The following is a 13,213-nucleotide window of genomic DNA, read 5'->3' on the forward strand; positions in this document are numbered from 1 at the left end:
TGATAAATGTTGGTTTTAGATTACCGATTTGTGACATTGAGTATAAAAACTTTTGACAATCTTCTAATCGTGTTATAATTGATTTAACTATTGAATTAACATGGTTCTTAAATGAAGGAGCAATCGAAATGAATATAAAACAATTACATAAAAAATCGAATAGATGGATGACGAAGTCGGCCGCGATTTTAGGAACGGTTGGGATGATGGCAACTACAGTGACGCCACTGGCAGTCAATGCAAAAGACATCTACACTGTCGTAGCGGGGGATAACTTATACCGCATCGCCGTAGATTACGGCACAACCGAGGAACACTTGATGTCGATTAATGGGCTATCCACCAATTTACTACAAATTGGTCAAGAAATTGTCTTACCCCAAGAAGGGCCTAACGAAGACGGCTCAACTCCGAACCCAGTGCCTGAACAAACGGACGGTGTACATATCGTCCAAGCAGGTGAAAACCTGTGGGCTATCGCACACGCAAATGGCACAACAGAAGAGTACTTGATGGCAATTAACGGCTTATCATCAAATTTACTTCAAATTGGACAGAAAATTATTCTATCGGGCGACGAGTCTGACTTTACACCGACACCTAACCAACCGGTGACAGATGGCGTACACGTGGTCATCGCGGGTGACAACCTGTGGGATATTGCGCAACGTTACGGAACAACTGAGGAACAATTGATGGCCTGGAATGGTCTTTCAAATAATTTACTCCAAATTGGTGATCTGATTTCAGTTTATGGTCCCGTTGATAACGCACCAACTGAGCCGACAACGCCTAACCAACCAGTTAGCGACGGCGTACACGTAGTCGTAGCGGGAGATAACCTGTGGGATATCGCTCAATGGTACGGTACGACAGAAGAACAGTTGATGGCATGGAACGGCTTAGCGACGAACTTCTTACAAATTGGTGACCGCATTTCAGTTTACGGCCCAACAGAAGACACGACACCAGTTGAACCAGTTGAACCAGTGGCGCCAACAGAGCCGACGGCCCCTACATCTGACGATATTTACGTTGTTCAAAAAGGTGACAACCTGTGGGATATCGCTCAATGGAATGGTACAACAGAAGAGTACTTAATGGCGATTAACGGCCTGGAAACAAACTTCCTGCAAATCGGTCAAGAAATTCGCCTAGTTGCGGCTGACGAACCGTCAACCCCAGCGGAAACGACACCAACGACACCATCGGAAGCAACGAATCCGAATGCTAGAAAAGTGATTTTACCACGCGTTCACGTTGTACGCGAAGGGGAAGACACGGTCAATATTGCCCGTCAAAACTTTATTGACGAAGAGCAATTATTGACATGGAACGAATTAACGGATGCAACGATTGCGACGGGAGATGAGTTATTCATCACCAACCCTAACATCGAGCCGACCATTCACGTCTTCGCAGAAGGCGACACGTTGGACACTTTAGCAACAGAATATAAAACGACGGTTAAGAATATTCGCGAGTGGAACTTCCTGAAAGAAACTGATGAATTAGTAATTGGCGACGAACTGATTGTTTCAGATCCGACAGCCAACTCTTACGAGGTGACTCCAGGCGAAACGCTGAACGAAATTGCGCAAAAACATAGCGTAACAGTTCAAAACCTCCGCGACTGGAACGAATTACCAGCCGAAGCGATCCTAGTTAACGGCACAATTTATATATCAGATCCAACAGGCGACAAGGATGAAGAAACAACAGAAGAAACAACTGAATCTAGCGAAGAATCTTCAGAAGAATCTTCAGAAGAAACGACTAATAATTAAATAAGCCTTTCAAAAAACAGCGAGCGGTTATCACACCACGTCGCTGTTTTTTTCTACCATAAATTGGCTAACCAAAAAGTCGGGAGCAATAATGACCCGCAAACACGGTTAAAGCCGGGATAACTGAAAGCAAGTGCCTGTGTGTTACACCTCTTGCTTTCTGTTGAAAAGATAAAGGTGTCCGTCACTGCGTGCCAGACGATTTTATAAAACCACTGACTCTTTAAATCGTCGTGAGACCTGTCGAACGACACCGCTCGCACTTTTGGAGAGATAGTATTGGGGCGTCGCGGCCAGTACCAGTTTTGCCCCTGGCCGTGACGGCGAGTATCAGTTTTGCCCCTGGCCGTGACGGCGAGTATCAGTTTTGCCCCTGGCCGTCGCGGCGAGTATCAGTTTTGCCCCTGGCCGTCGCGGCGAGTATCAGTTTTGCCCCTGGTCGTGACGACGAGTATCAGTTTTGCCCCTGGTCGTGACGGCGAGTATCAGTTTTGCCCCTGGGCGTGACGGCCAGTACCAGTTTTGCCCCTGGCCGTGACGGCGAGTATCAGTTTTGCCCCTGGCCGTGACGGCGAGTAGCAGTTTTGCCCCTGGGTGTAACGGCCAGTACCAGTTTTGCCCCTGGCCGTAACGGCCAATATCAGTTTTGCCCCTGGCCGTCGCGGCGAGTATCAGTTTTGTCCCTGGCCGTCGCGGCGAGTATCAGTTTTGCCCCTGGCCGTCGCGGCGAATATCAGTTTTGCCCCTGGTCGTGACGGCGAGTATCAGTTTTGCCCCTGGGTGTAACGGCCAATATCAGTTTTGCCCCTGGTCGTCCTTGTTGTCCTGGGCGTCTTGACCATCGTTTGATCTACCGCAAATTATCACCATCCCAAACCATCCCTACCAATGCAACCATCACTATCCACCACCAAACCAAACAAGGTCCCTCTCGCATAAACGAGAGGGACCAATTAAAAGATCTATCCAGCAAAACTAGACCATGCGGCGTTTCTTCCTGCAATCGTACCGGTAACGAAAGCGGCTGTAATATTGTAACCACCAGTATAGCCGTTGATATCCAGTAACTCGCCACAAAAGTATAGGCCGGTCATTAAACGTGATTCCATTGTCGACGGGTTCACTTCCTTAGTAGACACGCCCCCTCCCGTTACAAAACCTTTTTCAATCGGTTGGGACTCGTAAGCCGTGATAGGGAAGGCTTGGATGAAGTCGAACAGACGCTCAACTTCCGCATGCACCAATTGCTTGTATGGTGTTGTTGGCTCTAATTCTGCGGAGACTAACAGTTGGGTCGCCATTGCTTCGGGCATCCACTGTTTCAGAACCGTCATCAATTGTTTCTCGCGCATCTCTTCAGCGACAGCTTTCATCGCGTCACGCGTTTCGTTAGGCACAAAGTTAATGCTCAAGTAAGCCGTCTTGAAACCAGTGCGGTGCAAGTACTGGTTGACATGGCCACTACAGCGTAGGATTGCCGGACCAGAATAGCCGAAGTGAGTAAAAATCATGTCCATTTGGTGAATGGTTAATGGTACTATTTTGCTATTGAGGAAGGTGTGGGCGTTTTCAGCAGGCGAACCTTTTAGCTGCGTGTCCCATAGTGTGACCGCCACATCGCGTAAGGAAACGCCGCGCAATGCCTTTGATACGATGAAATCATCCCTCGACAATAAAGGGGCTTCCGTCGGGTAGAGGCGCTCGATGGTGTGACCAGCCGAACGTGACCATGCGTAGGCATCGCCTTCAGCGCCAGTTCGTGGGTAAGCCCGACCACCTGCGGCCAAGACCACCGAAGGGGCGGTAATTGTTTCACCCGCTCGCGTTAGGACGCCTATTACACGGCCTTCTTCATATAAGACCGAATCGATCGGGTCCTTTAAACGAACGGTGACGCCTAGTTTATTCATCACGTCGACCAAGCTTCCTAAAATCGTACGAGCAGAATCAGTGACAGGGAACATACGACCATGGTCCTCTTCCTTTAACGCAATGCCGCGTCCTTCGAAGAAGGTAATAATATCCTCTTGATCGAACTGATTCAACGCACTGTAAAGAAACTTGCCATTGCCGGGAATGTGTTTGATCAATTCCTCGCGGCTTGTACGGTTCGTCACGTTACAGCGACCGCCACCGGATAATAATAACTTGCGACCCAACTTAGGGTTCTTGTCGATGACTAAGACGCGAACGCCTTGTTCCGCCGCATTAATCGCCGCCATCAAACCGCTCGAGCCGCCTCCAACGACGATCACATCGTAATTGTATTCATGAGTAGTAGACATCTGTCTCCACCTTTCTATTAATAAAAATCTGCTCCGATCCCCAATACTCCCCGCAAGCCTTCACCAAAACATAAGAAAAGCGCCAGGCCCAGCAATTGGGCGGCGCCATAACATACCGAAATAAACTTAAATAATTACATCCAACTCGCCCAAACACCTACCACCAACGCAAGCTCTCTAAACGACGCCTGTCTAACTCAAGCCATGCATCAATTACAGCAATCACAGCAATTACATCAATCTAACACTCCACCAGCCAAGCCGCTAGCCACAACAAGCAACACACTTAATACAGCGTTTACTGATTGCGGTCGTAATTATCAAAATGTAAACTTGTGCGAGACGATAACATCCGTGTAAATTGATAGCCCAGTTCGAAATCGACCATGCCGTGTATAATGGTGCCAATACCGACTAAAACGAATAACGTATACAAGAAATTCCCATCGAGATTCTGTTGACCAAAAGCTGTCATGAAATAGACGACGCCAACTTCGGCTAGGCCGTGAATCACATTCACGAAGAAACTAAATATCTGACGTTTCCAAAGATTACCTAACATACCGCGTGAGCGCTCCAAATAAATGGCTCCCGCCGTCGCGAATAGAGTATGCGAAAGGGCACGAAAGACAATAATAATTGGGAAGCCAGCCATCAGAAAACCAAGGGTTGTCCCGAAGGCAACTGCTAAAGCCACTAAAGGTGACAAAAACATCGCCATCACAATCGGAATATGACTGCCTAATGTATAGGAAGCCGGGCCAATCACGATTTTAATCGGCATCACCATAGGAATGAGAATCCCAACAGCTGTCAAAATGGCTGCACTCGTCAACTGTAAAGTTCTCGACGACGATTTAGAATAAGATTTTACCAAGAGAACACCTCTTTCACACAAAATTCAACTTGTTTACAAAATTATAGCGATTTGTTTGACGCTTGTAAATAGTGACGACCTAAAATGAGTAAACAAGTGGAAAGGAGTAAATCAAACCAGCCCCGCCCCGCCCCGACCCGACCTCCCACCATCTACTCCCGCAATCGCACCACTTCCAATCAAGCGCATAGCCCAGCCAAGACGCCACCAAACCATCAATCAAACAACACGCCCCTATCTAATGACGCAAACGAAAACCAGCCGCCCTTAAAGCACGCAAAATCCCCGCAAACTGCGCCTCAGAATCACACTCAATCGTATGGATATGAACGCCATCAGACAACACAGATAAATCCCGTGCCGAATGCTCAGCCATCTGATCACAATAAAACTCAACATCCGCATAGGACTTGATATTCAAAGGAGCCGTCAATAAGCCATACACCGGATGCTCCACTTGAACATCCAACACCTCGCCACCATGCTGAACAATCACATTAAACTCAGTCTCAGACAACTCAGGCTCATGCACACTCACTACCTTACTGACAAACCGCTCATTCACCACCTGATCATGAGCCGCCAACACATACCCACGACTCGTTGCTTCAATATCATGCTCACTCGCACGTAATAAAGCAATATCACCAACAATAACCTGACGACTGACACCAAAACGCTCAGCCAAACGTGAAGCTGACACAGCTTCCAACGAATTCTCAAGCACCGTCAAAATCTTGACTCGCCTCTGATCTCCATTCATAATTCAGTCTCCTAATATATACTCTATCTATTAGTATATCATGCACACACCCCAAAAAAATATAATGTTTTAATTAAATCAGCGAGAAAGGTATAATAAATACACCAAAGGAGGCCAAACATGAAAAAACTATTGACAGCCATCACCTTATTCTGCCTATTCGGACAAAATAGGGCCCAAAACTTAACCAGCCACAACATTAACTCCTCCCACCACCCAATCGCAGCAGCTCAAGAAGAAACACCCGTTGACACACTACCGCCCAGCCTTATGGGCCTACCGGCCCGAGAAGCCCAAGCGCCTTGGCAAGGAACAGACGGGGAGCTCGTCTTGCGCTCAGTTGGCGACGTCTTAATCCATGACCGCGTCAGCTGGTTAGCCGACATTGATTCGCCCGTTTATCAAGCATCTTTGGCTAACTTGCAAAAAGAGGGCTTGATCACTCAAGACGGAGACGTCCTAGGGGGCGAAAGCATCGATTTTAACCTGGATTCTGACCAATTTGACTTTCTACCCATGTTAGCAAGAATCGCGCCTTACATGAGCTATGCGGACGTTACGATCGCTAACTTAGAAGTCATTGCAGCCTATCCAGACTTGCCGGTCTCAGGTTATCCTCAATTCAATGCGCCGGCCAGTATTTTGGAAGCACTCAAGAAGATAGGCGTTGATATTGTATCGAATGGTAGTAACCATACACTTGACTGGTTGAGAGAAGGCGCGCATGCCTCGATCAAGTATTTAAAAGCCGCCGACTTGATGTATACCGGATCCTACGATAGCTTGGAAGATTTCCAAACGCCGCGTATCATTGAAGCTAATGGTATTTCACTCGGCTTTCTGACCTATTCTTATGGTACAAACGGCATCCCGGTGCCAACCGGTGAAGACTATTTAATCAGCCTCGTTGATCTGCCAACGATGTTAGCCGAAGTCGAATGGCTCAAACCCCAAGTCGATGCGGTGGTCGTGACGCTACAATTAGGTCCAGAATACGGCACGATGCCAGATGATGAACAATTATACGTCTTTCAAGCCTTGGCCGATGCTGGCGTTAAGTTAATTTTAGGCGGACACCCGCATGTCTTGCAGCCAGTTGCCTGGTTCAATGACCAAGAAACGTTCGCGATTTATTCTCAAGCTAGCTTTTTAAGTGGCCAAAGAGAACTGGATAATAAACAAGGTGGCATCACTGAAGTAACCTTCAAGCGGAATGAAGACGGCGAAGTCTATGTCACTGAACCTAAATTTATGCCAATCTTTATGTTAGGAATTGAAGGAGAGAAGCAGTACGAAACTGTGCCGATGGCTGACTATGAGTCGATGGCAATCCCGGATGGCGCGCTATGGTATAGCAGCTTAGAAGAACATATGGCCACTTTGACAGAGGCTTTCGACTTTGTCTCTCATTTGGAGACCGAGTGGACACTGGAAGCCAGCAATACCTTTCGCTAAACTTAGCCCGTTTTTCTTTTTGAAAAACAGGTGATGTTGAGTCATATTTTGGTATGAAAAGGAAGCTGGAAATGCTATAATAGGCCATGCTGTTTATTTAGAGGCGTCTCATAAATTATTAATATAAAAAGTTCTCAGAACTAGTTGACAAATCTTGGGATTAGACGTATTATAAATAGCGGTATTGTTTGCCCCACTGTTGAGCCCCGGAAACTCAAAAGTATTGTCAAACAACTAGATTTTTAAATGGAGGAAATTAACGTGCGTCAAACATATATGGCTAAGAAAAACGAAGTTGAACGTAACTGGGTAATCCTAGATGCGACAGATATCCCATTGGGTCGTCTTTCAACTGTTGTCGCTTCAATTCTACGTGGCAAAAATAAACCTACTTACACACCTCATATCGATACTGGTGATTTCGTAATTGTAATCAACGCTGATAAAATTGCCTTAACAGGTAACAAAGCTGAAGATAAATTATACTACCGCTACTCTGGCTACCAAGGTGGACTAAAATCTACTAAAGCTGGTGACATGAGAGAGAAAAATTCACGTCGCTTAATCGAACTATCTGTTAAAGGTATGTTACCTGCGAACCGTTTAGGTCGCAAACAATTCACTAAATTACATGTCTATGGTGGAGCTGAGCATGATCATACTGCTCAACAACCAACATTATTAGACATTAATTCATTAATTTAAGGAGGGAAATCATTTTGGCTAAAGCTCAATACTTAGGTACAGGTCGTCGTAAAAACTCAACTGCTCGTGTACGTTTAGTGCCAGGAACAGGCGCATTCACAATTAATGGTAAAACATTAGAAGAATACGTACCATTCCCTCACTTACACGAAGTAATCAAACAACCATTCAACGCTACTGAAACTTTAGGATCATACGATGTGATCGTTAACGTTAACGGTGGAGGTTTCTCAGGTCAATCAGGTGCAATCCGTCATGGTATCGCACGTGCGTTATTAAACGTTGATCCTGATTTCCGTTCAGCTTTAAAAGCTGCTGGTTTATTAACTCGTGACCCACGTATGGTGGAACGTAAAAAACCAGGTCTTAAGAAAGCTCGTAAAGCTTCTCAATTCTCAAAACGTTAATATTGGATTCGTTACGAATTTATTCGCTTACGAAGACACTATGGGACGAAGATTACGAAGAAATCGAGTACCAATCATTTTCAAAAACAAGGCACTTTCCTTTATTGGAAGGTGTCTTTTTTTTATAAAAGTATATATTAATCGTATGCTAAATTGAATAGTGTACCATTGTATTAAAAGGGGAGAGTAGTTTGGGGTCAAGAATAATGCATTTAATCATTACGGATAGAATTGCGAAAAATTAGTGATTAAAGACAGAACAATGTTTCTACTAGGAGGAATCGCTCCTGACGCAGGGAATTCTAAAGATTCATCCCACTTTTTCAGAGGAAGTCACTTAGATTTCACGAGATATATTGATTATCGAGAATTCCTTATTAAGTATAAATCTATCAAGGAAAGTCCTTACATATTGGGATACTATACGCACTTAATTGCTGATGATCTTTGGTTACAAGGATTTTATGTGCCTTGGCTAAAGAATCGAATCGAGTCAGATAAAGCAGTAGCAGAAGCCTATTATAATGATTTCAGTTTATTGAACGGAAAATTATTAGCATACTATGGTTATAAAGAAGAGTTTAGAAAATCATTGATTATTCCACCAGGTATTCCTGATATTGAGGAAGTACCGAAGGAAAACATACAAAAGTTTCTTCCGTATGTTCTAGAAGATATGAACTATGAAGTAGATGCTATAAACGAAAAAATGAAAGTATTTAGTTTAGAACAGATAATTGGATATATTGAGACTTCGATTGATAAGGGGGTAGTGTATATAGAGCATCTATTAAACTAATACCGTTTGTGAGACTTAAATTAAGTGGGTTCAATGAATCAGAAGATATACGCAAAAAAGTAAAGGGCTACTATATTAAAAAGAGAATAAAGGTAAATAGAATGTGGAATAATTAACAGTATCTCTTGGACACTTTACTTGCAAAAGACTACTTTTTTAATTAACCTTACCTTAAATAAACTGTTAAACTGAAAGGGGCTTTTCTATGAAACTTGCAGAAGCATTACTCTTAAGGCGAGATCTGGAATCAAAGTTAACGGCATTGAAACAAGAAGTTTTATCAAACGCTTTGATTCAAGAAGGGGACTCATTGGATATCAGTCTGGAAGAATTGCTTCAGGATTATCAAAAAACTAATGAAGAATTTTCCCAATTAGTTGTAAAAATCAATCAACGAAATTCCTCAGCTGCCTTGTATGATGCAGATAAATTAATTGTTGAGGCGTTGGAAGAAAGAGAATCGTTAAGAAGGCAGCATGGGCTTTTTAACGAGACGATTGAAGCTGCCAATGATATCCGACGTTTTGGACGAAATGAAATTCGAATGGTGCGAACCGTGGATACAAAGAAATTAACGAAAGAAATGAATGAAGTCTCTAAGAAATTGCGGGAACTAGACGGAAAAATTCAACAAACAAATTGGTTGGTTGATCTATAAGCTAAGCTGTTGGGTGGGAATCAAAGGCGAGCACACAGCCCGTACAGGCTTTAATGTACACCTATGAGGTTTGGCAGAAACCTTAAATCAACAATGACTGCTAAACAATGACATCAGAAACAATAAATGATTAAAAATTAATGACCATGTGCTGATTTGATGATGGTAGGGAAATCCCTCTTGATATTGTATCAAGGGGGATTAAGATTTTTATTGTATGAGATACCTTAAATGCAATAAACCTGCTCACTCTGTTGCTGCTGTAAGAGTGTTACTCACACTATTAATTTACGTTATAGTATTTATCAAAAAAGAATTATTCAGTAGACATGACGTGGAATCTTGAGGGAAGTGGATAACTTTACACCATAGAAAAACATGCTCGAAGTAGGCAGAAAGTCTGACATGAATCGGCAGTCACTCAATAGGCTCTATTCAAATACCGTGACTGCTACACTGTTTAACCTACATCGGCTATCTTTAGGTGTAGGTTATTAAGATTACTATTACAAAACAAATACAAATAAATAATTAGGCGTTCGATCACGAACAGATAATAAAAAAGTCGCTTGAAGATTATTTATAAACTGGGAAACCAATGCTTGATCAGAATAAACTTAAGTTTAGCTATCAAAGATGGCATGTGTTAAGCAGTAGAAAAGCGTTAACTTATTTAGAAAGTAATGTGTCATACTATCTTTGCCATAGCATAGAAAATTCAATTTCTTCGGTAGTTCCATCGATGTTTTCTGATAGCAACCTAAAACCTTCTCTTTTATAAAATTTTATCGCGCGTTCATTTTTTTGATAAACATTCAATGATAGGGTGTTTTTCATTGATTTGATATGATTCAACAGTTTTCTTCCAATTCCCTTAGATTGTGAAGTAGATTTAACAAAAAGACCTGCTATATAATTATCAATAATTCCAGCAAAGCCAATAATATCTCCGTTTTGGTCAAAAACATACAACTCGGATTGGGCTAGCATTTTTTTTACTGCCTCAAACTGTGCTATCCAATAATTTTCAGAAATAAAGTGATGAGCTTCAGTGTTAACTTCAAGCCAAATTTGTGCAACAGCATCAAGATCATCACTTGAAAATCTTCTGATCATTTTATATCGCCTCCCATTTAACTATTAATCTTAAATGTAATTATACATTATTAACTTAGTCTTTAGTTGGAAGAGTTAAACTGTTTGCTTTTATTTTGGCAAGCGTATCGGCTGAAAGGACAACGTATCTATAGTTAGAATAGCTGCGCTTTGCCAGGAGTTGGTATAAAATAAACTTACGGGAAGGTTCATTTTCATTGTGAATTTGTCACTACGAAAATATTAGGAAAAGATATAGAATGAATGGTCGGTTATTTGTTTAATCATATGATGGGGTCATGGATTTATAACATATTTCACACTGATCTGTTTTCTTTTGCCTTTCTATTGTTAGCCATCGTTTTAGTAAATCAAACTTTGTTGGCAATCGCCTTAATCTGGTCGGCCCATATTGGACTCGATCGACTGCTTGGCATTGGCTTAAAGTATCCAACGGAATTTAAAGACACCCATTTGAATCGTGTTTAACTAAGAAAAAAACATCTTTAAACACCGGCGGTTTCAATTACTCATCCACAGAAATCGCTTAAGTTATAAAAATAAGTTGTCTAAAAACAAGTAAACGGCAATAAAACTTTCAGCAGAATCGAGAGAAATAATGAGGTTATAGTTGAAACCATGAGTTGAGATAGAAAAAATAACATTTTAGTGCAAATAAAGCACTTTATTTTTACGAAAGTATATACAAATTTTAGAGAATGCGATGCATAGTGGGCAAACAAATTGATATTCAGTCTCTAAATGGCGACTTACCAATGTGATTTAGTGATTTCATCGAACACTAACTATAATAACGTTAAAGTAATTATTTTTATGTAAAATGTAAGCGTATCATTTAGTGTCATGAATGTGCTATAATTGTCATAGAATTGGTAACGGATACATACGCATTCTGTTAAGATTAATCTATCTTATGGCATTGGAAAATGTCAAATTTTAGGAGGGTTTTTTATGAGAAAGTTTTGGGCAAAAAGTTGTTTGGCATTAGTACTTAGTGCTGCTATGGTGTCATCGGCTTCTTCTTTAGTCAAAGTTAGTGCTGAAGAGGGGAAAGTCATCAATATCTATTCTTGGAATACAGAATTTAGAGACCGTGTGACAGCAGTTTATTCTAAAGTAGAGAGTACTTCAAGTGATGGAACTGTTACAACCTTAACGGACGGAACAGAAATTCATTGGATCATTAATCCGAATCAAGATGGTGTGTATCAGCAAAAACTAGATGAGGCATTAATCAGACAAGTGGATGCTTCTGGAGACGACAAAGTAGACATCTTCTTATCGGAAACAGACTATGTTAACAAATATATTGATGAAGTCGTCGATGTTGCTGTGCCTTTAACAGAATTAGGAATTGACCCTGAGAGTGACTTAGCAGACCAATTCGAATTTGCAAAAACGACTCCTTCAGATCAAAGTGGTGTCCAAAGAGGTTCAACTTGGCAAGGTACACCAGGTCTTTTAGTTTATCGTCGTGATATTGCTTTAGAAGTATTTGGAACAGATGATCCAGCAGAAATCGCTAAAAAGACTGAAAACTGGGAAGTCTTGAAAGAAACAGCAGAAGAATTAAAAGAAAAAGGCTATCACGTCTTCTCATCTTATGCAGATACCTTCCGACTTTATGGAAATGCGATTGAAAACCCATGGGTAGAAAAAGATTCAACAGTGATTACCGTTGATCAGAAAATTGTTGATTGGGTCAACGATTCTAAAGAGTGGTTGGACGCAGGTTACTTCGACGAAACAGTCAAAGGCCAATGGAATGATGACTGGAACAAAGCAATGGGATCTCAATCTAAATCATTTGGTTTCCTATTCCCTGCTTGGGGAATTGACTTTGTCTTAAAACCAAACTGGGATGGAGATGAAGGTTCTTGGGCAGTTACAACACCTCCTCAAGAATATAACTGGGGTGGATCATATATTCATGCTGCAAGAGGCACAGATAATTTAGAGCACGCCAAAGAAATCATTCTTGAGTTAACTGCTAATAAAGATAATTTAATGACGATTTCTAAAGAGTACTTAGACTTTACAAACACTATCACTGGTATGCGAGAAGCCAGCGCTGATGATTCATTCGGTTCTGAATTCTTAGGTGGGCAAAACCCCTTCACATACTTTACACCCGTTGCAGAGAATATCAAAGTGGCACCTTTATCAGCTTATGATCAAGCTTGTGTAGAATTAATTCAGAATGCATTTGGCGATTACTTCCAAGGACAAGTTACGTTTGATGAAGCAAAAGCCAACTTTGAAACGGCAGTGAAAGAGCGCCATCCAGAAATTACAGAAGTTGCCTGGCCAGAATAGTATAATCCAATAACCAAAATATTAAAGCGAAGTAAGCAGTGATTT

General features: G+C 42.0%; 12 protein-coding genes. 8 read left to right on the forward strand and 4 right to left on the reverse strand.

The window, feature by feature from the left end:
* Window positions 1-128: 128 nt before the first annotated feature.
* The gene (locus tag ACTQ5J_RS07650; protein ID WP_441752051.1) at window positions 129-1,787 is read left to right on the forward strand and encodes a LysM peptidoglycan-binding domain-containing protein; all 1,659 of its coding nucleotides are present in this window, start codon (window positions 129-131) and stop codon (window positions 1,785-1,787) included.
* 962 nt (window positions 1,788-2,749) lie between these two features.
* On the opposite strand, the gene ACTQ5J_RS07655 is transcribed toward ACTQ5J_RS07650, so the two are convergent.
* From ACTQ5J_RS07655 to ACTQ5J_RS07665, 3 genes are all read right to left on the reverse strand, one after another.
* The gene (locus ACTQ5J_RS07655) at window positions 2,750-4,072 is read right to left on the reverse strand and encodes an NAD(P)/FAD-dependent oxidoreductase (protein ID WP_441752053.1); all 1,323 of its coding nucleotides are present in this window, start codon (window positions 4,070-4,072) and stop codon (window positions 2,750-2,752) included.
* Between the two features lie 298 nt (window positions 4,073-4,370).
* Window positions 4,371-4,949 carry a hypothetical protein gene (locus ACTQ5J_RS07660; protein ID WP_441752054.1) on the reverse strand — a complete coding sequence of 193 codons (579 nt, stop codon included), beginning with the start codon at window positions 4,947-4,949 and terminating at the stop codon, window positions 4,371-4,373.
* A 238-nt stretch (window positions 4,950-5,187) separates the two neighbouring features.
* Window positions 5,188-5,712: a transcription repressor NadR gene (locus ACTQ5J_RS07665; protein ID WP_441752056.1), complete on the reverse strand. Its 525-nt coding sequence runs from the start codon at window positions 5,710-5,712 to the stop codon at window positions 5,188-5,190.
* A gap of 120 nt (window positions 5,713-5,832) precedes the next feature.
* Between ACTQ5J_RS07665 and ACTQ5J_RS07670 the strand changes: the two genes are divergently transcribed.
* From ACTQ5J_RS07670 to ACTQ5J_RS07690, 5 genes are all read left to right on the forward strand, one after another.
* Window positions 5,833-7,167 (forward strand): CapA family protein, encoded by a 1,335-nt coding sequence (locus ACTQ5J_RS07670; protein WP_441752057.1) that lies wholly within the window; start codon window positions 5,833-5,835, stop codon window positions 7,165-7,167.
* Window positions 7,168-7,428: 261 nt separating this feature from the next.
* Complete coding sequence (gene rplM, locus ACTQ5J_RS07675; protein ID WP_441752059.1) at window positions 7,429-7,872, forward strand: 50S ribosomal protein L13; 444 nt, start codon at window positions 7,429-7,431, stop codon at window positions 7,870-7,872.
* A 14-nt stretch (window positions 7,873-7,886) separates the two neighbouring features.
* Window positions 7,887-8,279: a 30S ribosomal protein S9 gene (gene rpsI / locus ACTQ5J_RS07680; protein WP_441752061.1), complete on the forward strand. Its 393-nt coding sequence runs from the start codon at window positions 7,887-7,889 to the stop codon at window positions 8,277-8,279.
* 412 nt (window positions 8,280-8,691) lie between these two features.
* Window positions 8,692-9,078 carry a hypothetical protein gene (locus ACTQ5J_RS07685; protein WP_441752063.1) on the forward strand — a complete coding sequence of 129 codons (387 nt, stop codon included), beginning with the start codon at window positions 8,692-8,694 and terminating at the stop codon, window positions 9,076-9,078.
* A gap of 205 nt (window positions 9,079-9,283) precedes the next feature.
* Entirely contained in the window at window positions 9,284-9,736 is a 453-nt protein-coding gene (locus ACTQ5J_RS07690) for a DIP1984 family protein (protein WP_441752065.1), read from the forward strand.
* Window positions 9,737-10,429: 693 nt separating this feature from the next.
* Here ACTQ5J_RS07690 and ACTQ5J_RS07695 read toward each other — a convergent pair.
* Entirely contained in the window at window positions 10,430-10,852 is a 423-nt protein-coding gene (locus tag ACTQ5J_RS07695; protein WP_441752067.1) for an N-acetyltransferase, read from the reverse strand.
* A gap of 243 nt (window positions 10,853-11,095) precedes the next feature.
* On the opposite strand from ACTQ5J_RS07695, the gene ACTQ5J_RS07700 reads away from it, so the two are divergent.
* A complete protein-coding gene (locus ACTQ5J_RS07700) occupies window positions 11,096-11,320 on the forward strand; it encodes a DUF4260 family protein (protein ID WP_441752069.1) in 225 nt (74 codons plus the stop codon).
* A gap of 483 nt (window positions 11,321-11,803) precedes the next feature.
* Complete coding sequence (locus ACTQ5J_RS07705; protein ID WP_441752071.1) at window positions 11,804-13,168, forward strand: carbohydrate ABC transporter substrate-binding protein; 1,365 nt, start codon at window positions 11,804-11,806, stop codon at window positions 13,166-13,168.
* The last annotated feature ends 45 nt before the right edge of the window (window positions 13,169-13,213 follow it).

The organism is Fundicoccus sp. Sow4_F4 (genome assembly GCF_052116145.1).
GTDB lineage: Bacteria > Bacillota > Bacilli > Lactobacillales > Aerococcaceae > Fundicoccus.

Coding starts and splice junctions, on each gene's coding strand:
- ACTQ5J_RS07665 (WP_441752056.1), bottom strand. CDS start 5,712: ATGAATGGAGATCAGAGGCGAGTCAAGATTTTGACGGTGCTTGAGAAT.
- ACTQ5J_RS07695 (WP_441752067.1), bottom strand. CDS start 10,852: ATGATCAGAAGATTTTCAAGTGATGATCTTGATGCTGTTGCACAAATT.
- ACTQ5J_RS07670 (WP_441752057.1), top strand. CDS start 5,833: ATGAAAAAACTATTGACAGCCATCACCTTATTCTGCCTATTCGGACAA.
- ACTQ5J_RS07705 (WP_441752071.1), top strand. CDS start 11,804: ATGAGAAAGTTTTGGGCAAAAAGTTGTTTGGCATTAGTACTTAGTGCT.
- ACTQ5J_RS07655 (WP_441752053.1), bottom strand. CDS start 4,072: ATGTCTACTACTCATGAATACAATTACGATGTGATCGTCGTTGGAGGC.
- ACTQ5J_RS07700 (WP_441752069.1), top strand. CDS start 11,096: ATGGTCGGTTATTTGTTTAATCATATGATGGGGTCATGGATTTATAAC.
- ACTQ5J_RS07650 (WP_441752051.1), top strand. CDS start 129: ATGAATATAAAACAATTACATAAAAAATCGAATAGATGGATGACGAAG.
- ACTQ5J_RS07690 (WP_441752065.1), top strand. CDS start 9,284: ATGAAACTTGCAGAAGCATTACTCTTAAGGCGAGATCTGGAATCAAAG.